27 protein-coding genes are annotated in these 21,740 nt (G+C 35.8%); 19 read left to right on the forward strand and 8 right to left on the reverse strand.

From position 1 onward, the window contains the following. Positions 1–218 precede the first annotated feature (218 nt). From AC1DOS_RS08930 to AC1DOS_RS08950, 5 genes are all read right to left on the reverse strand, one after another. Complete coding sequence (locus AC1DOS_RS08930) at positions 219–533, reverse strand: hypothetical protein (protein WP_477537217.1); 315 nt, start codon at positions 531–533, stop codon at positions 219–221. 234 nt (positions 534–767) lie between these two features. Beyond that, positions 768–1,187, reverse strand: coding sequence for a hypothetical protein (locus tag AC1DOS_RS08935; RefSeq protein WP_108586922.1), 420 nt, complete (start codon positions 1,185–1,187; stop codon positions 768–770). Next, a complete protein-coding gene (locus AC1DOS_RS08940) occupies positions 1,177–2,685 on the reverse strand; it encodes an FTR1 family iron permease (RefSeq protein ID WP_477537218.1) in 1,509 nt (502 codons plus the stop codon). Before AC1DOS_RS08940 ends, AC1DOS_RS08935 begins: the two co-directional genes overlap by 11 nt. A gap of 371 nt (positions 2,686–3,056) precedes the next feature. After that, positions 3,057–3,425, reverse strand: a complete 369-nt coding sequence (locus AC1DOS_RS08945) for a hypothetical protein (RefSeq protein ID WP_477537219.1) — start codon at positions 3,423–3,425, stop codon at positions 3,057–3,059. A gap of 301 nt (positions 3,426–3,726) precedes the next feature. Further along, on the reverse strand, positions 3,727–4,545 hold the full coding sequence (locus tag AC1DOS_RS08950) for a lysostaphin resistance A-like protein (RefSeq protein WP_477537220.1): 819 nt from the start codon (positions 4,543–4,545) through the stop codon (positions 3,727–3,729). A 320-nt stretch (positions 4,546–4,865) separates the two neighbouring features. Between AC1DOS_RS08950 and AC1DOS_RS08955 the strand changes: the two genes are divergently transcribed. The 12 genes from AC1DOS_RS08955 (at position 4,866) to AC1DOS_RS09010 (ending at position 12,379) form a co-directional block, all read left to right on the forward strand. Beyond that, entirely contained in the window at positions 4,866–5,027 is a 162-nt protein-coding gene (locus AC1DOS_RS08955) for a hypothetical protein (protein ID WP_477537221.1), read from the forward strand. A gap of 263 nt (positions 5,028–5,290) precedes the next feature. Continuing rightward, positions 5,291–5,479, forward strand: a complete 189-nt coding sequence (locus tag AC1DOS_RS08960) for a hypothetical protein (protein WP_477537222.1) — start codon at positions 5,291–5,293, stop codon at positions 5,477–5,479. Between the two features lie 133 nt (positions 5,480–5,612). Beyond that, positions 5,613–5,816: a hypothetical protein gene (locus tag AC1DOS_RS08965; protein WP_038183411.1), complete on the forward strand. Its 204-nt coding sequence runs from the start codon at positions 5,613–5,615 to the stop codon at positions 5,814–5,816. A 174-nt stretch (positions 5,817–5,990) separates the two neighbouring features. Then, positions 5,991–6,263, forward strand: a complete 273-nt coding sequence (locus AC1DOS_RS08970; protein ID WP_477537223.1) for a hypothetical protein — start codon at positions 5,991–5,993, stop codon at positions 6,261–6,263. 515 nt (positions 6,264–6,778) lie between these two features. Further along, positions 6,779–7,489 (forward strand): SDR family NAD(P)-dependent oxidoreductase, encoded by a 711-nt coding sequence (locus AC1DOS_RS08975; RefSeq protein WP_477537224.1) that lies wholly within the window; start codon positions 6,779–6,781, stop codon positions 7,487–7,489. A gap of 229 nt (positions 7,490–7,718) precedes the next feature. Next, positions 7,719–7,889 (forward strand): Spo0E family sporulation regulatory protein-aspartic acid phosphatase, encoded by a 171-nt coding sequence (locus AC1DOS_RS08980; RefSeq protein WP_477537225.1) that lies wholly within the window; start codon positions 7,719–7,721, stop codon positions 7,887–7,889. Positions 7,890–8,263: 374 nt separating this feature from the next. Further along, positions 8,264–8,809 (forward strand): hypothetical protein, encoded by a 546-nt coding sequence (locus tag AC1DOS_RS08985; protein ID WP_477537226.1) that lies wholly within the window; start codon positions 8,264–8,266, stop codon positions 8,807–8,809. Between the two features lie 22 nt (positions 8,810–8,831). After that, complete coding sequence (locus AC1DOS_RS08990; protein ID WP_477537227.1) at positions 8,832–9,155, forward strand: hypothetical protein; 324 nt, start codon at positions 8,832–8,834, stop codon at positions 9,153–9,155. 280 nt (positions 9,156–9,435) lie between these two features. Further along, positions 9,436–9,585, forward strand: a complete 150-nt coding sequence (locus tag AC1DOS_RS08995) for a hypothetical protein (protein ID WP_477537228.1) — start codon at positions 9,436–9,438, stop codon at positions 9,583–9,585. Between the two features lie 485 nt (positions 9,586–10,070). Further along, positions 10,071–10,937 (forward strand): ABC transporter permease subunit, encoded by an 867-nt coding sequence (locus tag AC1DOS_RS09000; protein ID WP_477537229.1) that lies wholly within the window; start codon positions 10,071–10,073, stop codon positions 10,935–10,937. 5 nt (positions 10,938–10,942) lie between these two features. Continuing rightward, on the forward strand, positions 10,943–11,986 hold the full coding sequence (locus AC1DOS_RS09005) for an ABC transporter permease (RefSeq protein WP_477537230.1): 1,044 nt from the start codon (positions 10,943–10,945) through the stop codon (positions 11,984–11,986). A gap of 156 nt (positions 11,987–12,142) precedes the next feature. After that, complete coding sequence (locus tag AC1DOS_RS09010; protein ID WP_477537231.1) at positions 12,143–12,379, forward strand: STAS domain-containing protein; 237 nt, start codon at positions 12,143–12,145, stop codon at positions 12,377–12,379. Between the two features lie 100 nt (positions 12,380–12,479). On the opposite strand, the gene AC1DOS_RS09015 is transcribed toward AC1DOS_RS09010, so the two are convergent. Further along, positions 12,480–13,238, reverse strand: a complete 759-nt coding sequence (locus AC1DOS_RS09015) for an SDR family oxidoreductase (protein ID WP_108586927.1) — start codon at positions 13,236–13,238, stop codon at positions 12,480–12,482. Positions 13,239–13,380: 142 nt separating this feature from the next. Between AC1DOS_RS09015 and AC1DOS_RS09020 the strand changes: the two genes are divergently transcribed. From AC1DOS_RS09020 to AC1DOS_RS09035, 4 genes are all read left to right on the forward strand, one after another. Then, a complete protein-coding gene (locus AC1DOS_RS09020; protein ID WP_477537232.1) occupies positions 13,381–13,938 on the forward strand; it encodes a TetR/AcrR family transcriptional regulator in 558 nt (185 codons plus the stop codon). Between the two features lie 158 nt (positions 13,939–14,096). Further along, on the forward strand, positions 14,097–15,263 hold the full coding sequence (locus tag AC1DOS_RS09025) for a TraB/GumN family protein (protein ID WP_108586929.1): 1,167 nt from the start codon (positions 14,097–14,099) through the stop codon (positions 15,261–15,263). Positions 15,264–15,438: 175 nt separating this feature from the next. Beyond that, positions 15,439–16,059, forward strand: a complete 621-nt coding sequence (locus AC1DOS_RS09030; RefSeq protein WP_477537233.1) for a TetR/AcrR family transcriptional regulator — start codon at positions 15,439–15,441, stop codon at positions 16,057–16,059. Positions 16,060–16,101: 42 nt separating this feature from the next. Next, positions 16,102–17,571, forward strand: a complete 1,470-nt coding sequence (locus tag AC1DOS_RS09035; RefSeq protein ID WP_477537234.1) for an MDR family MFS transporter — start codon at positions 16,102–16,104, stop codon at positions 17,569–17,571. An 81-nt stretch (positions 17,572–17,652) separates the two neighbouring features. On the opposite strand, the gene AC1DOS_RS09040 is transcribed toward AC1DOS_RS09035, so the two are convergent. Together AC1DOS_RS09040 and AC1DOS_RS09045 are read right to left on the reverse strand one after the other, a co-directional pair. Continuing rightward, the gene (locus AC1DOS_RS09040) at positions 17,653–18,171 is read right to left on the reverse strand and encodes a hypothetical protein (protein WP_477537235.1); all 519 of its coding nucleotides are present in this window, start codon (positions 18,169–18,171) and stop codon (positions 17,653–17,655) included. Positions 18,172–18,311: 140 nt separating this feature from the next. Beyond that, positions 18,312–18,878, reverse strand: coding sequence for a hypothetical protein (locus AC1DOS_RS09045; protein ID WP_477537236.1), 567 nt, complete (start codon positions 18,876–18,878; stop codon positions 18,312–18,314). A gap of 165 nt (positions 18,879–19,043) precedes the next feature. Here AC1DOS_RS09045 and AC1DOS_RS09050 point away from each other — a divergent pair, with 165 nt between their 5' ends. The 3 genes from AC1DOS_RS09050 (at position 19,044) to AC1DOS_RS09060 (ending at position 21,639) form a co-directional block, all read left to right on the forward strand. Continuing rightward, on the forward strand, positions 19,044–20,342 hold the full coding sequence (locus AC1DOS_RS09050) for a PQQ-dependent sugar dehydrogenase (protein WP_477537237.1): 1,299 nt from the start codon (positions 19,044–19,046) through the stop codon (positions 20,340–20,342). A 221-nt stretch (positions 20,343–20,563) separates the two neighbouring features. Next, positions 20,564–21,079 carry a DUF3189 family protein gene (locus AC1DOS_RS09055; RefSeq protein WP_477537238.1) on the forward strand — a complete coding sequence of 172 codons (516 nt, stop codon included), beginning with the start codon at positions 20,564–20,566 and terminating at the stop codon, positions 21,077–21,079. A 386-nt stretch (positions 21,080–21,465) separates the two neighbouring features. Further along, positions 21,466–21,639, forward strand: a complete 174-nt coding sequence (locus AC1DOS_RS09060) for a Spo0E family sporulation regulatory protein-aspartic acid phosphatase (RefSeq protein ID WP_477537239.1) — start codon at positions 21,466–21,468, stop codon at positions 21,637–21,639. Positions 21,640–21,740: the final 101 nt, after the last annotated feature.

The following is a 21,740-nucleotide window of genomic DNA, read 5'->3' on the forward strand; positions in this document are numbered from 1 at the left end:
ATTTATTATAGGGAAGTATATCTCTTTAGTCTATGAAGAAGGGGGGGAGAAGCTTAAGGAGGGGGATCACTATTTGAAACAACACATTGAGGTTTTAAAAAAGTACAAAGAGTTGGAGAGGAAGTGGTACCAAGAATAGCGTTACAAGCTTTTAAAGAACTGAAGAAAACAATGACCGTCACAAAAATCTGCCGCATATTAAACATTCCAAGATCAACTTATTTTAGCCCAAGCTTGCATGGATTCTGAAGGTAAATAAACAAGCCGACGATAGGCAGGAACATGACGCGAGCCAACAAAATAGACGTCGCCACGAGCTCCTTGTGTTCAGCTGCTCGATTCAGCATGATGGCAGCTGGAATCGTCATAAGTAACGCCATTAATGGAGGAAGGGAGCTAATTAATCCCACCTGATAATTGCTGGCACTTAATATGGTAATAGCAAAAATAGGAAAGAAATTATTCGAAAAGTTCAAGGCAATAGTCGAAGCCATTCCATTGTAAATACTAATTTTTTCATTATATGGGCGCATATTATTCTCCACGTTAATTCATAATTTGGTGATATGCTTTGAAATATATACTTATGGCAAAAGAAAACAAGTCCTTTGTGACACGAAATTTCGGAAACGCTTTTTAACATTTGTTAGATTCCACAGTTTAGGTGAATTTCAACCAGGAATGGGTCCTTTGAAACCTCAGTATGCAGAGGTTTTTACATAAAAAAACTTCCAATTTACATAAAGTAAATTGGAAGTCATGTTGTTTTATTTTATTTTTTCAACATCAGAAAGGACACTATCTAAATCGTCTGCAGCTTTATTTAAAGTGTCTACATCAAGAGGATCAACTTTTACTCCTGCTTCAATCAAGTGAAGGGGTGTTTCAACTTGTTCATAAAGGTCCGCGTCTTTATCTTTTACTTCATCTTCAAAACTCTCCCAAATTTCTTCTAAGTTTTCGCCATTTGCTTCAGCTTTCTTAGTGTCATTTGCTTCTAATTGCACTTTCAAATCGGCAACTTCAGCTTTCATTTCTTTTGCCCCATCTGCAATCGATGTTTGTGAAGTCGTTTCTTCTTTTTGGGTGTTATCACCCGTTGTTGTTTTCTCGTCCTTTGTTCCACAAGCCGATAAAGCCATTGATGCTGCGATTATTATAGGGAATACGTATTTTTTAGATTGCATTATTAAGTTCCTCCTGTTTTTTCATTCTTGATTGAATTATATTTTGTTTTATTTTACCCAAAAAGGCTACGAAAATTGCAACGACTAATAAAATCATTTGAGGGATAAAGCTCTCCCAAGTTGAATAGATTGCAAAAAAGTCATTGGTTGGAATTGGAGCTTGTGTAGCTGGAATAAACCCGGCTAATTGTAAACCATGAATCCCCATACCCGTAAACTTAAAGCACAAGTAGAACATTAATATACTCGACACCATGAAAAATGGACGCATCGGAATTTTTAAGCCTACTTTTAAGATTAAGTACGAGGTAATCAATAATATAGTTAGACCAATCGCTATGCCACCTAATAAAGAACCTAAGTCAATAGAAGATGCCATTCCGATGTAGAATAAGACGGTCTCAGTACCTTCACGGAATACAGCAAGAAAAGCTAAAATCGCAATCGAAAGTAAACTTCCAGTATCTAGTGCCTGCGTGCTTTTCTTCTGGATATAGCGATTCCATTCTAAAATATTCGATTTACTATGAAGCCAATAGCTCATGTAGCTGAGCATGACAGCAGCAAAAACACCCGTCCATCCAGCAATCAGGAAGTTGTTGTGACCAAATGTGCCAGCTGAGAATAATAAGTTGACCAAAACGCCAAGAACTAGACTGATGCCAATACCAGAACCCACGCCTACCCAAATCCATTTATTCTTGTCCGAATGACCGGATTTCTTTAAAAAGCCCATAAGTGCTACAACAACTAAAAGAGCTTCTAGCCCTTCGCGTAACAGGATGGTTGTCGCATCTAACATCGTGTAGCTAGTTTTTGAAACAAGTGGAGATAAATAACTTCTCATTTCTTCAATGGTTTTTTTTGCCCCTTTTACATCGGGCGGATTAGCGGAAAGCATGGAATATGAAGTAACCATGTCACTTTCTGCATTTTTGTAGACCGTTGCAGACTGAGTAAGCACTACGCCTTCAACGTCCAACCAAGATTTTCTGAAATCCTCAATATCTGATTTAGCCCCGTCAATATCTTGGTTATCAATTTTGTCTAAAGATTGATTTAATAACATAATCAGTTTAGCAACATCTGCATTATTTTTTGAATCATCTTGATCCGCAACTGATGTTTGAGAGAATTGCCCATTGATAAATTTTGTATTCGTTTGTTTCAATTGTTGAAGTGATTTTTGAATACTTTCTGAGTTAACAGGGTCTTGAGCTAAAGCAAACTGAACTTGTCCCATGTTATCTTCTATATCATGGTAGGCCTGTTCAGATTTTTCTTTAATCCCTGATTCAAAGGAAATCCAATTTGATGTGTATTCTTTAAATTGTTCAGATGCAGCTTTTGTGTCACCCATTTGAACTAATTTAATCACTTCATCAATTTGAACATTTGCTTGATTCAAGTCTTCTTCCGGACTAGCAGCAAAGCTTGTCACCGGAAAAATTAAAATCCCGATGAGGGCGATTACTAAAGCAAAATTCATGTGGCGCATTATTTTGGCCCCCCTTTATTTAAATATTTTAATTAACTGAAAGTTATAAGATTATTCCGATAATGAAAATCATTATCAATTAGATTCCTTCGAATTATAAGGTTTATTAAATGTCTTGTCAATCGGGAAATGATGGAAAAGGTCCATAGAAAAGGGGAAGAACAAGGATTGCTACATCGGAGAAAGTGAAGTGGATATTGATAAACAGAAATTTTAAATATAGAAACCGTGCTAGCTTAATATTCACAAAACGATGATGGTACACAAATACTGATTAAGGTTCAAACATTTGTATACCATTTCTTCATATACAACAATAACCCTCCGCTAAACAACTCTAAAACGTCAACACTGGTAGTATTCATTTAGTGTTATAAGAGTCTCATTTTATTTCCTTGAAAAATTTCAATGTGTATTTGATAGGAGCTCCCACCAGAAAATCCATTCAACCGAGGGACGTCCAATTCAGTTTGAATGCGGACCACTTTTGTTTCATGCCCTTGAAGGGAAACCTCGTATGGTCCATTTTCATTCATTATTGGAACCAGATGTTTTTCTTCAAATAACGTTTCATTAAAAAACCGAACATCAAATTTCACTTCGTCATCACTTAAATTTTCAAGCGGTAAATCACATATAACTTCCATTCTATTGTCGTCCAATTGTTCAAATTTACATTCACTTGTATCAAGATCATAGTCAATCGCATAAATTCCCGAGGCCAACGTATTTTGATACACATTAATCACCAAAAGAGGCAAAGTAGAGTATAGGAAATTCCTAGTAACACCAATCGAACACGATATCTTTCCAATGAAGTAGCTAGTAAATAGATACCAACACATAAGACTATAAGTAAAAAAACACCTATGAGGTTGAACCCATCCGCATCACGTAATGTTATATTCATGATCCAAATGCTACCTGAACCAAAAGGAACTTCGTGTGGAAAAGGAAAGTTTACAATCATGACCAAAATGAAAAAACCAATAGCTATATACAATCTTTTATAATTTCGGACTATCCTTTTATTTTCACCGATCACACTGGCTCGCTCATTTCCTCTTCACTTTTACGATGCAACCCTTTAGCTAAGCGCACAATTACCAAAATCATTAATATAGAACTAATCGCTAATACGATTGAGTTCGGAAGGATGTAAGTATAAATATCGGATTTTTCACCAATTGCCCAACCAGGCCATGAGGGTGCGACGAAAGTTAAAATGATGGCAATTGAATTATTGAAGACATGCAACAAAATCGGGATYAATAAATTGCCGGTTTTCAGATACAACAGTGAAGTGATAATGCCGAAAATGGTAGCTCCAATAATATCGGCGTGTAAAATTCCAAACAGAATACTGGAAATAAGTATCCCGCCCCACATAGAAGTTTTCTTCATCATGCGATTCAACAACATACCTCGAAAAATGAATTCTTCTGCAATGGGTCCAATAAGTGCAATACTGATAATCGAAATAGTTAAATAAACAGGACTTTCAGGCATAGGAAATGGCTCTAAGAAAAAGTCGACAAGTCCAGGTGAAATGGGCATCAATGCGTATAATTGGAGCCAAAACACACTAAGTGAAAATGCGATAGAAATTACCATAATCCCAATTAAAGATGGAAGCCAGCTGCCTGAACCTTTCCTGAAAACAACATCTCGAACAGCAACTCCATGTTTGCGGAAATAATATCTAAAGAAAGTAACAGGGACCACCACATACAAAATCAGTGTTATTCCTGTTTCTACAAAATCGTCAGTGTAAGGAAAAAAGATTGCCACAATACCAAATGCAACAAACCATAATAATAACAAACCAATAAAATACCTCGTCTTCATCTCTTCAAACATTTTCTCCACCCCTATCTATAAATAACAATACGAAAATGGGAGGAATTGGTTTCAACATTTTTAATGTAAAACTTCGGGCTCGGGCAACATTTCTGCTTTCTTTTTATCGGTACGTAAGTCTTTCGTCAGATACACGATAACCACAATCATCAGAATGGAACTGACTACGAGCTCCGTGCTTTTAAGTGCAATTAAGATAATATACCTATTACAAATGCCGAAAAAATAGAAAATTATACATTCGTCTGAATTGTTAGGATATTGTTCAGTTAATTATACTTAGATTTTCCTAATATGATCACTAAAATAGGGGGATAAGAGTGGTAATCAAAATTCTAGATAGTGAATTGAAAAATTTCTTCCAAGAAAACAAACAAAATTTCGAGTCCCAATTACTCGATCAAGCGGTCACTGTAAAAGAAAAAATAAATGATATTTTACAAGTGGGAGATATTGTCTCATCAATAATGCTCATAATCTGATTTATTATGTGTTGGAGGCTAGAGAACAGGAACTTCGTTCTTTTGCAAAACAAGAAGGAATTGCTTGGGCTACCCATTCTTTGACCTTATCATTTAAATTGGAATGGGTTCAGGCCATTCGTAGAACCATTTGGCATTTTGTAGAAGACTTTCTCTGAAGAAAATTGGATATTTATGTTAAAATATAATAGAAATTGCGAAAGGATGTACTTAAATTACGTAGCAGGTTAGGATAGTAATTCACAAAAAAGGGTGGATAGAAAGTGGATTTATTACTTTGGATAACTGTTAGTTTCATCATAATCGGATTTGTTGTTCTCGCTTTTATAAAAAGAAATATGGAAAGTAAGAAAAGTTCAACTACCCAATCCATAGTTTGGTGGATAGTGGGAACCACAGTTTGGGGGGGAGCAAGTATCTTTCTTATTGTGTGGTGGTTTAGTGAAATTTAGTGAGTTTTTGGCAATGGTTTTAGAGGGAAGTAGTTCATTTTTGTGAAGGATTGTACTTCAACCAAACGGGTGCGTTTGTTCAGTAAAAGCAACCGCTATTGTGCTAACAACCAGGATTGGGGGGAAGAAAACTTTGGAAGAAAAAAAACAATCGAAACTAGAAAAATGGAGAACGAAATATGGTTCATTAGCTGTTGCTTTGGGATGTTTATATTCTTTGATAGTTACTTGGGGAGAAGGTTGGTTTTTTACAGCAATAATGATTTTAGGGGTCTTCATATGTGGTTCTTTTGCAATTTTTGATTTAAAAAATAGTACATACAATCGGATTGGTTAAAAAGGTACAAGAATAATACCATGTGTATTATTTGTCGATGTTCCACTCTTCAACTAACGGGTGCTTTAGTTGAAGATCATCGGGCAGCTTAAGCAACTCTTTTTCTTATTGAACTAACGGGGCAGTTTAGTTGAACAAAAAAAGAATCAAATAAAATGTAAGGGGGGTTCTAGAATGGGATTGTTTTTTGAAAAAAGAGTAAAAAAGAAAAGTACAAAACCATTTATTATTATAAAAATTTTAATCACCATTGCATCTTTGTTTATGTTGGTAATGGGCATAGCCAAGGATTATAATTTATATTTTGTTTGGTTATTCGCAATATTAGGGGTTGGTTTAATTATAGATGGGATTGAAAGTTATTTTCAAAAAGAAGATAAAAGGGTCTATCTTCTAGATTTCGGATTTGGAGTTATATTTTTTATTTTAGCATTACAATTTTCTTAGATTTTTACTAACGGGTGCTTTAGTTGAAGAACAGGAGATCGTCAGAGACGGTCTTTTTTGTTTGGCTAAAGCCCAAGACAGATTGGATATTTATTCATCAGACAGGAAAAGCGAGTCCGCCAAAAGCCCGTCAACTCAACGATGTATATTTCGTGAATAAAAGATGGATCGGTGAAAAAGAGAAGAAGTGAGATCCCGCAAGGGTTGGGTGGAAGGAGTCAACTTCCTAGTCGATGTGTTATGTCAACCTACTTTGAATAACCTATACAATCCAGTTGAGTAACTGAATCGATGTTTTACGGACGGATCATCCCGTTTTCTACTTCAACTCACGGGAGTTTGGTTCAAAAAAATTACAAAAAGTGGTAATGTTATAATGTGAGAAATTCTTGTAACTGCGCGGGATATGATGAAAAAATCAATTAGTAAAACATTATATGGAAGAATATTGCGAACAAATTTCTAACGGGGCAGGTTAGTGGAAGATAAAACAAATGGAGAATGGTGAGTGAGTATTGAAAAAGGCGATAGTTGTTGGTGCAAGTTCTGGTATTGGGAAAGAACTTGCAAAGGTTTTATCAAACGAAGGTTATATAATTGGATTGGTTGCTAGAAGAACAGACAAACTACTTGCACTTCAAAAAATCCTCCCGCATAAATCATTTATCAAGTGTATTGATATTTCACACACTACTGAAGCTAAGAACCTTCTAGAAGAACTTATTGAAGAAATGGATGGAATGGATTTAATTATTATTAGCTCTGGTGTGGGGCATCTCAATTCGGATTTGAACTTAGATTTTGAAAAAGAGACAATTGATGTCAATGTCTCTGGGTTTGTAGTAATGTCAAATGTTTCGTATAAACATTTTGTATCAAAAGGTTCTGGACATATAGTAGGAATATCTTCTATTGGAGCCTTAGTGGCGAATCCTACTGCACCTGCGTACAATGCCTCAAAAACCTTTGTTTCTAATTACCTAATCAGTATTCGTCAAAATTTAAAGATACAGAAGGTAAATGTTTTAGTGACCGATGTTAAATGCGGGTTCATTGATACGGATATGGCTAAAGGTGATAAAGATAAAATGTTTTGGGTTGCGTCTCCTGAAAAGGCTGCTTTGCAAATATATGATAGTTTAAAAAAGAAAAAGAAGACAGTATATGTTTCTAAGCGATGGCGTATTATTGCTTGGGTATTAAAAATTCTTTCTCTCTTTAATTAACTACAACATCTAGTTCTTAACTAACCGATGTGCCTAAGGTGTATGTTCTATACAATCCATTTGAGTAATCTTATGTAATTGCAATATAGCAAGCTTTCGAAAATTTTTATTAACAAATTAAAAAAAATTTTCATTTTTACACAATGCGACATTTTTTACAAGACCAACGATATAAAATGTTTTCTGGGTCTAACAATAATCGTTTTGAGAAAGAGGAATAAATAAAAATATGCAAAGTAAAACGTTCTTATTAGCGCAAATAATATTGAAAAAGAAAGTTATGTACCATAAAGCGAAGCATTTTGGTTATACGCACTCTAGTGTAGTAGCATGCAGCCAAGAACTCGATGTTTTACTCAATCATTACCAAGAAATTCAGGGATCTTATTTAGTTGATTAAGTTTTCATCATAGTTTATAAAACAACAGGCTGCCTTTTACAGGGCAGCTTGTCTTATTGAGCAATGAAGTCGAATACTTCCTAGGTGTTATGTCAACCTAGGGTGTATATTCTATACAATCTAGCTCGCTGAATAGAGTAATGAGGCAAAAAACGCCAGTTCATCCGTTCAAGGAATTGCTCTTATGCCTTATCTAGTAACGCAATGCGGGGGCTAGCCCCCACACCCCCAGCCAGCTTCCACCTCAAAACAAGGGGAAAGAATTCTAGAAAATTAAAAGGGTGTCAATAAGGAAACCTTTTGCATTTTTGGTTATATGTTTACTTTTATAGATTTATATGGAACAATATTGCTATATATTTGGAGGTTTTTCTATGAAAAGAAATCCTATTAAAATGTTTTTTGTTATGATGGCGTTAACTCTAGTTATTGCATCTCTTCCTCTTAATGCTTTTGCGCAAGAGCAAGTTTCAGAGAATTCATCTGTATATGAAGATGAACAAATCATTATTGAAACAGAAGAAGATATTGCTGCTTTAGAAGAATTGTTTGCAGATCCAGAAGCAATTGTTCAACAAACTATTCAAGTTGCTCCAAGTGTCGGATTAGATCAATCGGAAATTAAACCTATGGTTGGTGGCACTGCTGCTGTTAAAGCTGGAATAAAAGCATTGTTAAAAAACAAAACCAAAGTAATAAATGCTGTGAAATCATTAAGTCCCAGAGCTGGGAAGTCTTTAGAGGTAAGATGGAATAAATATATTGATCCAACTTTAAATAAACTTTTAGAATACGAATCATTAGCATGGGGTACTGTTGAAGGACATTTAGCATCTGCTTTAATGGGTACTGGAATTAAGAATAGTTCCGCAAGAAGTATTGCATATTGGGTTGTATATGTATCGAAATGGATTTTATAATTTTAAATTAGGAGATGTTTTTTTGAATAGTGAAGAATTGGCAACACAATTAATGTTATTAAAGAATGCTATTGTATCTTTACATGAACATTTAGCTCCGGAACTTAAAACTAGAGATTTAGTTCTCTTAAAATATGGTTTTACAGAAAAAGAAATATCTGAACTTGACCAATATTTTATGGAGATATTCATAAATAAATTAAAGCCAACTAAAAAGGAATTTCAAAAAAAACTTGCAGAAATTAAGGGTATTCCGGATTTAACAGCCGAAGTGGTAAAAGATGTTTTAGAAGGCTATAAAGCTGATGACTTGCATACAAATACAATTAATAAAATTTTAAAGTGAAGATAAAATTTTATTTCTTTAAAATCATTCAATCTATTATTTGAAAATACGCCTGAAACGCTCATACTTGCGTTTTAAGGCGTATTTCCTTTTTTAATAGGTCAACCTACTTTTATGTTTAAAGAAGCACGTTTTAATTATAAAAAAAATCGACCACTTATTTAAACTAGTTTATCGTAGGATGTATCTTCTCTGCTGGATGGACTCCCTGTATAGGTCCAATATTTGGAGCAATCATGTATGCCAAGCGATATGTTTCTGTGATACCAGGATGCACTAGATGATTGTTGGTGTTGGTTTGTGGCGCTTTTGGTTATCTTTCATGGCTCCAGATTCATTTTCAGACGGGACAAAAGTTTATTTGATAGAAAATATCAAAGAAGGAAACATAAAATTACTAGGTACCATAGGAAAACTTACCACTAAATAAAAAAAGCTGCATTTGGCCAAATTCGGTCGAATGCAGCTTTTTTCAGTTTGAGAAATGGTAGATCGTGTACTTATACTTAGTTTCGTATAGGTTACTGAACTTAGATTGTTGAACGAGTTCTTGAACATTAATGAAAGAGTAAACCCTCATAAAACACTGTAAATATAGGGTGTTCATTAACTCCTGAGTTTTGTTACATAGGTGTATATAATTGATGGCAGTATTTTTTAATGAACCTAGTTGAATACTTCCCGATCGTGGTGTTATGTCAACCTAGGGTGCATGTGCTATACAACCCAGTTCAGCGATCGAATCGATGTTTTGCGGAGCGATTGTCCAATAGAATTTAATTAAATTGGTTGTGGTTAATCCGGGTTTTCTGAAAATACAATTAACTAGCTATTAAAGTGAAAAATTTTATGGTAATCTTATGTTAAATTGTAAATCTTTAGCTTTCGGTGAAAAGATGGAGGATTGGGATTATTATGAGTTCCGTTTTAAGAGTATTGACACGTTTTTTTTATGTAGTAATTGGTATTGTTCTCCTAAGTGCTTTTGTAGGGTTGTTTACGAGGGGAATTCAAATGGACTTCACTTTGTTCACAAAAAATGTAATTCATATTATTAAATCCCTAATTTTCCCCGAAAACCTGGTAGTTTTAGGGCCAACAAAACGTGAGTATTCTATTTTCTTGAATTTTTGGGATTACTACTTATACTCCCTTATTATTTTCCTTTCGGCTTTAAGTATTTCTATTATCATAGGTATATTAATCACTTACGTAACAATATTGTTACCACAAAAAGTAAATGATATGGTATCCAAAATTGTTTCATTGCTAGAATCGTTGCCTGATTTATTCATTATTATGGCCATTCAATTTTCGGTAATTTATTATTTTAATCAAACAGGGACCTTATTGTTTCCGGTAGCCGGCTCTTCACAAAACAATACATTTTTCTTACCTATCATAACTTTGGCATTGATTCCGTCCTTTATGATTTATAGGATTAACCTTCATTTAGTAAATGAGGAATGGAAAAAATCATACGTAGAGTTAGCCAGAAGTAAAGGATATAACAAAACCTATATTTTTTTTTCTCACGTGTTGAGAAATATTACACATAGTATTTTTAGTCATAGTAAAACGATTGTTCTGTACTTATTATCTTCTATGGTGATTTTTGAGAAGCTATTCAACATTTATGGAATCTTTACATTTATAACTAGTTACCCATATCCGAACGTCATTGCATTCACGTTAATTATGTTTTTCTTACCTGTCTTCATTTTATACGCTCTTATTACCAACTTAATAGAGAGACAAACGGGGCAAAGATTGGAATGGTGAAATAAGTGTACATTTTAAAAAGACTCCTATTAGATAAGTTGTTTCTAACTGGTTTCATAATCAGTGGTGGATTGTTTTTAGTCAGCATTCTTTACTTTCTAATCTTTAATGATCACATCCCTACGTCACCTTTACTGTATGATCCTAACGGAAAGCCTTTACCGGCACCTTATAATTTCAAGAACTTTCCTCCTTTCGGAACAGATAGCTTTGGAAGAGACTTATTTATTGTGATGGTAGTAGGTGTGAAATATACGATTATAGTAGCTTTAATCATTACGTTCCTACGAGTTTTCCCTTCGATATGGATTGGATTATTTATTCATTTTTTTCTAAAGAAACTAGAGAGACCCATAAAATCAATGGTAGACGCTTTCAATTATTTCCCAATGACGTTGTTTGCATTTCTCCTTCTGAATGTTATTCTCACTCAAGATACGAGTATGTTTGTAGTTGATGGAGTCCTGGTCGAAGGACCTGAGCCTCTTCCTTATGGGGAAAGGGTTATATTATACTTCGTCGTGTTGGCATTTCTTTACATTCCAACAAATTCGATATTAATAGCGAATGAAGTAAAAACCATTTATAACAAGGAGTTTATTGAAAGTTCAAGGACGCTTGGTGCAAGTAATTGGAGGATTGTTACAAAACACATTAAACCCTTTTTAGTTCCTCAATTGGCAATCATTTTTCTGAGAGATTTTATTCAGACGCTAATTCTTATGTCACATTTAGCTGTATTAGGATTGTTCGTAGGTGGATATGTCAGGAGAGAAGATTTGTTCGGACAAACTAAAGCAATTTCTACTTCAAACGAATGGGCTGGATTGCTTGGAATGTGGTGGGATTTTCTATGGACATCTTATCCTTGGATATCCTTCATCCCGATACTTTTCTTATCAATTTTAATATTATCCTTTAAAGGGATGATGGAAGGTCTCACTAATGTATTAACATCTATAGACAGTATTAGAGAACCTGCTGAGAAACAAACAGAAATTGACTCTATCAAAACTGATAACCCATTTCAAAGAGTTAAATTTAATTAGTAGAGAATAAAAAACGATTGACCTGCCATCGGCTGCCTTTCATGGCAGCTTTTCTTTTTGGGTAATGAAGTTAACTACTTCCTCATCCGTGGATTATGTCAACCCGGTTCACATGTCACGAAAAAAGAATCAGCTGCCTTTTAGGGCAGCTGATTCTTGTTAAGCAATAAAGTCGAATACTTTGCGGAAATGGAGCCTGGAGTGATTGACCATTTAATGAAGACCATTAATGGAGCTTCTATGATGGGATGTCGCACAGTAATTACAGGGTTACGAGCAGATGTTGTAAGAAAAATGATAAGTTTAGGCATCACATTTGATAAAGACACGAAAACATTTGGAACGTTACAACAAGCACTAAGTATTTATTTAACAAGTCCTGTTTTCAGTTAGAGGTTTTTGAGCATTGAGCATTTGTCAGAAACGAAAAACCTCCAAGAATGAGGCAGTTCTCTCATTCCGGAGGTTTTTTGTTACCTTACATTGAAAAGACTTAATAAGCTGTCCAACCACCATCAACGCCGACTACTTGACCATTCACAAAGCTTGCTTCGTCCGAGCCTAAGAAGATGGCTAAATTCGCAATTTCTTCAGGATGTCCGGCACGAGGATTTATTGCCATTCCCAATGACTGTCTCGTAGCGCCTAGCTGATTTATGTTAGTCATCGAGCTGGCGATGTTTGTGATAACTGCACCGGGTGCAATGCCGTTGCAACGAATATTTTTATCTGCATACATAAATGCAGTGTTTTTTGTCAAACCAACTACCGCATGTTTAGAAGCGGTGTAGGCAGCCCCTGCGCGAGCCCCATATAAACCACCAGCAGAAATGTTATTAACAATTACACCTTGTCCTTGTTCAATGAAAATAGGAATTGCTAAACGCATCAAACGCATAACAGCAGTAGTATTAACTGCAAATACATGATCCCAACGCTCATCTGAAATGTCCCCAACTGGCTCCATTCCATCCATAATTCCTGCATTATTTACAAGAATATCGAGTTTGCCAAAAGCTTGCTTGGTTTCCTCAAATAGACGTTGTAGATCCTCTGAAGAAGCGACATTTGTTTGAATAGCGAAAGCCTCGCCACCCGTAGCTTTAATTGCTTCAGCTACGACATTAGCTCCTTCTAAATTTAAATCTGAGACTACTACTTTTGCACCTTCTCTAACATATGCTTCTGCAATAGCTTTTCCCATTCCTGATGCTGCTCCTGTAACAATGGCGACTTTTCCTTCTAATCTCATCGATTACGACCTCCTAGGTTTTATTGAACAGTTGTTTAATAAAAAGTATAATACACATCAGTAGGCGTTTACCATGAGCAAAAAAATGAAAATTGTTCATTAAAGTACAGTTTTCTAAAATCTGTTGGATAAGAGGTGAAAATTGATGAAAACGGATTTGAGAGTGGTCAAAACAAAGGAGGCATTGCAAGAAGCATTGCTGATTTTATTAAAAGAAAAGACCTTAAATTCGATTTCTGTGACTGAAATCTGTCTAATGGCAAAAGTGAATCGCGGAACGTTCTATTCACATTATGGACAAATAGAGAATCTGTTTGAAGAATACTTTAAGGAAATTATGAAAGATTTAATAACTTCCTACCAAGAACCTTATAAACATGTGCGAATCTTAATTACAAGTGAGTTAAATCCTTCCACCATTCGAATTTTTCATCATATTGAAAAGTACAAGAAATTTTATCGGATTGTTTTCTCGAAAAATGCACCATTGTCCTATTACTACTTGTTATTCGATCAAATAAAGGAATTGTTAAAAAACGATTTGGCTCTCAATGGTGAAAAGGAAATCGATATTGCTATGATTAGTGCGTATCAAGCGAATGCCATTGTAGGAATGGTGATTGAATGGTCCAAACAAGATTTCCAACACAGCGCAAATTATTTAAATCAACAGCTTGTTCGTATTTTGAATGTAAATTAAAACAAAAATTTATAGTACTGACCAATTTCTACTAGTTATATAGAAAACAAATTTGAAATTTCTCATAATATAATTCATTATTAACAGTAGACAGTCTTTTAGTAATCGACAGATACAAGATTGCGTAAGAGAAATACATTCTATGAAGGAAGTAACTTATGCCTGAAGAAAACATTACGCGGATAAACTTAGATGGAAAAGAACTAATATTAATCGGCACGGCGCACGTATCGCGACAAAGTGCGGAACAAGTAAAAGAGGTTATTGAAAGAGAGAGACCTGATTCAGTTTGTATCGAGTTGGACGCCCAAAGATACCAGTCCGTTATGGAGAGCGACAAGTGGAAAAAAATTGATATTTTCAAAGTCATAAAAGAGAAGAAATCAACATTGCTATTGATGAATTTGGCTATATCTTCATTTCAAAATAGATTAGCCAAGCAATTTGATATTAAACCTGGACAAGAAATGATTCAGGGGATTGAATCGGCTAAAGAAACGGGTGCTGAGCTAGTACTGGCAGATCGCAATATCCAAATTACCTTTTCAAGAATTTGGCATAACCTTGGTCTGACAGGAAAAGCACAACTACTCAGCGCCATTTTCTATAGTATTTTCAGTAAAGATACAATCTCAGAAGACGAACTAGAAAAAATGAAATCACAAGATACACTAAACGCGGTTCTTGCTGAGTTTACGGAAGCCTTCCCAAGGTTAAAGAAGCCGTTAATTGATGAACGAGATCAATATTTAGCCCAAAAGATAAAAGATGCTCCTGGAAATAAAATTGTTGCGGTACTTGGTGCGGCACATGTACAAGGGATTACGAAAGAAATTCATAAAGAACATGATTTAGAGGCTTTATCACTAACACCACCTAAATCAATCGTACCCAAAATTCTTGGCTGGGCAATACCACTGCTTATTGTTGCGCTTATCGTCTTTACTTTTATTGCCAATCCATCTGCCGGTTTTGACCAAGCAATAAGTTGGATTCTATGGACGGGAACCTTGGCTGCTATTGGCGCGGCTGTTGCTTTTGGGCATCCTCTTGCCATTTTGTCTGCCTTTGTTGCCGCACCTTTCACCGCTTTACATCCGTTGATTGCAGCGGGTTGGGTATCTGGAATTGTACAAGCATATGTACGCAGACCGAATATAGGTGACTTCGAAACACTGTCAGAAGATGTGTTTTCGATTAAAGGATTTTGGCATAATAAAGTCACGCGCGTTCTGCTAGTTGTTCTTTTGACGAACTTAGGAGGTTCAATAGGAACATTTATAGGCGGAGCCGATGTAATTAGAGTGTTCTTTAATAACTTGTAAAAAATTATTTATAGAAAGAGAGAAGTCATATGACTTTTCTCTTTTTTCTATGGAATAAAACTATATATGACACAGTGTCATATTTTTATTGCATTATGACACTGTGTCATATATAATAAATTCTTGTGCGAACATGACACGATGTCATTTGTAAGATAGATAGGAGTGTATAAGGATGCCAAAACAAACCTTCATTAAATTACCCATAGATAAAAGGGAAACATTAATACGTGCGGCTATTAAAGAGTTTTCAAGGGCACCATTATTTGAAGCTTCCATTTCTAATATTGTTAAAGAGKCTGGAATCCCGAGAGGAAGCTTTTATCAATATTTTGAAGATAAAGAGGACCTTTATTATTTCTTGCTTGATGAATATTCACAGCGGCTTAGAAGAAGATTCATTTCGATATTAAAAAAACAAAATGGCGATTTAATGGAAACATTTATTGAGGCCTTTGGGATAATGCTGATCAACTTGCAAAGCATAGAATCTCGCCAATTTTTCAGGAATGCCTTTTTGAATATGAATTACAAAGCGGAAAACACATTGACTCCTGATGTAAATGATGAGCAATTGAAAACTCGATTGGCAGAGGTTGTTGGTTTAGTTGATCATAATAAATTGAATATCACGGATGAAATCGAACTGGTTCATATCCTCAAAATCATGAAAGCCGTGACATTCCAAAATCTGATTCAAGTATTCGCAAAAGACTTGTCCAACGATGAATCATTACAAAATTATATACTCGAAGTCAATTTGCTTAAAAAAGGGCTTAGTAAAGATGAGTTATAGAAAAACTAGAGAAATAATTAAGATATATGGAGGAATACACGAATGACAGAACAGAAGAAACCACCTTATGGCATTATCGCCATTTTATTTACAGGGGCGTTTGTGGCGATATTTACCCAGACTTTATTGAACATCGCATTGCCTGCCATTATGACAGATTTAAAAATTGAGGCCTCGACTGCACAATGGCTGATTACAGGATATATGCTCGTGAACGGAATATTGATTCCAGCGAGCGCCTATTTTATCCAACGTTATTCGAACCGATCGATTTTCATCTTAGCAATGTCATTATTTGCACTGGGTACTTTGTTAGCAGGATTAGCTCCGACTTTCAGTGTACTGCTTGCAGCAAGAATGGTTCAAGCATCTGGTGCCGCCCTTATGATGCCACTTTTGATGAACGTTATCCTTGTAGCATTCCCTGTGGAACGTCGAGGGTCAGCCATGGGAATATTCGGTCTTGTGATGATCGTGGCGCCAGCAATTGGTCCAACACTTTCTGGCTTTGTTGTTGAACATTATTCATGGAGAGTATTGTTTTTCATCGTCTTGCCACTTGCTTTGATTCCTCTAGCATTAGGGATTTTTAAATTAAAGAATTTAACATCCCAAAACAAAGAATTGACATTGGATAAAACTTCTTTGGTCTTTTCAAGTCTTGGTTTTGGAGGGATTCTGTACGGATTTAGTGCGGCTGGACAAAATGGATGGAGTGACCCATATGTGTTGGGGACAATCACCATTGGTGTTGTATCTCTGGTAACATTTATTTTCCGTCAATTTAAATTAAAAGATCCATTACTCGAATTTAGAATTTACAAATATCCGATGTTCGCTTTGTCATCTGCGATTTCTATCGTCGTGTCAATATCCATGTTTTCTGCGATGATTCTTATGCCAATCTATGTTCAAACGATTAAAGGGATATCACCGATGAATTCAGGTTTGATAATGCTTCCAGGAGCTTTAGTAATGGGCTTCATGTCACCGGTAACTGGTAAATTGTTCGATAAGTATGGTGCCAAAATTCTTGCGATTATTGGGATGTCAATTGTGGTTATCTCCACTTATTTCTTCAGTGATTTGAGTTTGGATACCAGCTATCTTCATATCATGTTCCTCTATACAATACGGATGTTAGGTATTTCAATGGTAATGATGCCAATCATGACAAACGGCTTAAATAGCTTGCCAAAGAAAGTCTATCCGCATGGTACAGCGATGAACAACACGCTTCAGCAAGTATCAGGTGCCATCGGATCTGCGCTACTAATCACAGTCATGAACACACGAGCTACCTCGGCAGGAAAAGACTTGGCGTTAAGCGGAGCTGACCCAGCCAGTATCATGAAAAGTTCATTGATGGAAGGAATCAATTACACGTTCTTCATTTCCACATTTATTGCAGCTGTGGCATTATTACTAACACTCTTCATTAAAAAGCCGCAAATACCTGTAACTGAAGAAGAGAAAAACCGGGTCTTTGAACAAGAACCCGTCAGTGAATAATAATATGAAAAGGCTGGACCGAATTTCGGTTCAGCCTTTTTTGTGTAAAAAACGCTTTGAGTGATTATAAAATCAATATTGCTAAGCTCTAGTCAATTGGCTATTCTTCCGTTTTCCCCAAGGTTTAAAAACAGAAATAACGATCATTGCTGCTAAAGATAAGATTTGGAGAATAACCCCACCGAACAATTGGTAGTTATTGATGATAAATGATTGGTTTTGAAAGGCCTCAATTCCTTCTAAAGAAACCATTGTAAATGCATGCAATGTCCAATAATAAATCCCAACGATACCAATACCTACCGATAAAAGTGTTAGGATTTCTTTAGCAATAATCCATTTGAACTTGAATAATCCCCATTTTGTAAAAAGTGATAATAAAACTCCAGTCACCACAGATCCTATAATTGAAGCTCTACCAGATGTTTGGGCTAATAAATGCATGATTGTGTAAGAGGACAAAACTACATTTTCATCCGTTGTAAGGGATGCAGCAATACTTAAAATTAAGAAGATGACAGTGTTTCCAAACCAGATAGCTATAAATATCAAGTGCAAAATTAATAACCATTTTCTTTGAGTAATAGTCAGTGTTGGCATTATGAACTCCCTAGCAGTATGAAATAACATTATTTTCCTTGCTTCATCTTTAATTATACAATTTTCTTATTTAAATAACCTAATTGAATAGAAAAGGCCGACCGTGAGTTCATTGAACTTACGATCGGCCTTTCTCACATTTATTCCAAAGCTAGGATTCTCCTGATTTTCCGAAGCAAAAATAATCCAAAGCCTATCCATAACCAGCTATAGAAAAGTGAAAATCCAAAAATAATCAGTAAAGTCGTTAAGTTAAATGAAGAAGAGACAGCGGGGCCAAAAACAGGGAAGCCGAAACCATACAATGGAATGCAAATGCCAATAAACAACAGTAAACCATTCACGAATAGTATTCCTAGAAGTCGATTTAATGCGAGGAATGTCCATCCGAGGCTTATTCCGAGTAACCCCGTGGTAAAGGGGAAAATCACTAACTCGCTTGGTTGAATTATCAATAATAAACAAATTGTTAAAAAGTAAATCAACATGCTCGAACGGAATGAGATCAGTGCACCTAACATAATCGGTACGGTAGCAAGTGGGCTGAAGGCATAGCCAATTCCCGGCAACAGCCCCCCTGCAGATTGCAAGATGGCTGCAAGTGCAGCCATCAATGCTGTAAACATTAATTTTTTTGTAAGTGACCAACTCTTGAAAATCTGGTGAATGTCCTTTGGATGTGACGGGATAGATTTATTAAAGTACACATTCTCTCTCCTTATAGATTAAAATTTCACCGAATTTCATCACTCTGTTTAGTTCCAGATTGCATAAAGTCTTTTTATATACTATAGAAAAGAATGAAATGAGTGCCGGAATACCCAATGGTTGAATAAATTGATAGAGAAAATGAAGAGAGGGGAAAGTTGTCAATGCCTGAACGGAAACTAGATCCGAGTGACATCCTGTTGCCACCTGGTTATGACATTGAAGTGTTTGCGGATGGTTTAACCACACCCATAAACATAACCTTTACAAGCAAAGGCGAAATGCTTGTTGCCGATTCCGGTATCACAGATGGGAACGGAAAAGTGTTAAAACTTACAGAACAAGGTTTTATCGTAATAGGTGATGGGTTCAATCCTCCTCTAACCGGGATTACTGAATATCAAGGCAACATTTATGTTGCGCATCGAGGGTACGTCACGATTATTCAACCTGACGGCACAAAGATGGATATTATAGATGGGCTCCCAAGTATCGGTGATCATCATAACAATCGAGTGGTATTTGGTCCCGACGGAAAAATGTATTTTGGGCAAGGGACTGCAACCAATAGTGGGGTTGTAGGAAAGGACAACGGCTGGGTAAAAGAACATCCATTTTTTCATGATTACCCCGGTTCAAGGGTGACTTTAAATGGCTCGAACTTTCAAACTTCAGGATTTTTAAAGGCCTTTCCAGACCGTGTTGTAACAACTGGCGCTTTTGTTCCTTTTGGGGTTGAAACCTATCCCAGGGAAACAGTGGATGGAATCATTCGTGCTAGCGGAAGTATATTACGTGCCAATCCAGATGGCTCTGAGCTTGAGTTGGTGGCATGGGGTCTAAGAAATCCTTTCAGATTGCGGTTCGATCGATTCAACCGATTGTTTGCGTCCAATCATGGGATGGATGTTCGCGGAAGTCGTCCAGTGGCCAACTCCCCGGATGAATTTCAGTGGATTCGTCCTGGATTCTGGTATGGATTTCCGGATTTTACCGGAGGGTTGCCGGTCACAATGCCACAATTTAGACCGGAAGGAAAACCTCAACCTGCTTTCTTATTAGCAGAACATCCTATGCAACCACCAATGCCTGTGGCTTCATTCCCTTCTCACTCCGCAACAATGGGGTTCAGTTTTAATGAGAATCCTGAATTTGGTCCAGTAGGGGATGTTTTTATCGCGGAGTTTGGAGCCGAAGATCCTGAAACAACAGGAGGGATACCACTTCCCTATGTGGGCCATCGCGTTTCCCGTATCGACATGCAAACAGGGCAGATTCATATATTTGCAATAAATCGAACAGGTCTGGCTGCATCCGATACAAATGGAGGCGGATTAGAACGGCCCATTGATGCCGTTTTCGGTCCTGATGGCGCACTGTATGTCTCTGACTTTGGCTTATTTACGGAAGAGTCAGCAGTTCCTGGAACAGGCGTTATTTGGAAAATAACAAAGACATCTTAACACAGGGTGTCACTACAGAGAATGCCATCAAGATATAACAAATCCCCCAACAAACTCAATATTTGCTGGGGGATTATTATGTTTGTTATTAGCTGTTCTTATAGCTCTCTCAACATCTTTAAATCATTTACCAAACAAATAAAGCTAAAAGATAATCAACTGAATTAGAACTAGAATAGATGACCATAATAGCTCTATATAAGAATGTAAAGGATGATATCATGATTTATATTTATAATGACTATGGTGGAACACATACCACCGCTCTGGCTGCCGCCTATCATTTAAAAGAAATTACCCAATCAGAACGAAAACTAACTACTGAAGAAATATTAAATGTAAACTATTTCAATAAATTATCTAAAGAAGATTTTGGGAAACTCATTTTTCACGGGGTAGATGAAAATGGGGATTCTGTATATACAATAGGACGGAAATCCAACAAACTCGTCGTTCCAGCATTATCAAACTTAACTTTATTACTCCAAAGCAAACATCAGTTTCAAGATAAAATCATATTCTCAAATACTTCACCAACGGTACCGATCGTTATGTCGATGGGCGGTTTTTTCTCAAGAGGATTAAAAATTGATTTTATAGGTGTACCCTTATTAGTTTTAGGTGCTAAACAATGCTGTGATAATATTTTTCGGTTGGTTGAAAATACGAAACAAATAGGAAATTCCTCAAATGAGGAAACAGTGATTATTTTAGAAAATGAAATATATAAACAATAATAGATAATGATCTGAAACATGATGCGACATAAATAGTATTAATCAATATTAAAAATAGAGGCAAAACGGGCATATAAAAGTGGCCGGTTTTGCTTCTATTAATTTGACCATTCGCTTGTCATTAAAAGTTGTAAATCAAAATATTTATTATTCAAGAATCCCCTATATCCAGTTAATCTACTAAAAGAAAAGTGTAAGCTATTACTTCATGAAGGATTTAATTATTAGAATTATTGAAATATTACAAGCTTTACAAAAAGATTAATGCAGGACATCAATTTGATAACATTATTAATTTTTACAAAATGCGACATCTTTTTACAAGACCCATGGTATAAGATGAGCTTTGTGCAATACTATTAACTGAAAAAGAGGAATGATTAAAAATGAAAAGCAAGTTCTTATTAGGGCAAATTATATTAAAAAAGAAAGTTATGTACCATAGAGCAAAACATTTTGGTTATACGCATTCTAGTGTTATATCATGCAGTCAAGAACTTGATATATTACTTAATCAATACCATGAAGCTCAAGGATCTTTAAGACATACGGCCATATGACTTTCACAGGACATGATAAAGTTCACTAATAAAATTACAAACAAGAGCAGGGGAAAGAGAGACAAGCTTACCTTCTGAACAAAAAAAGAGTCGTTCGAATT

The organism is Paenisporosarcina sp. P5_A11 (assembly GCF_056400705.1).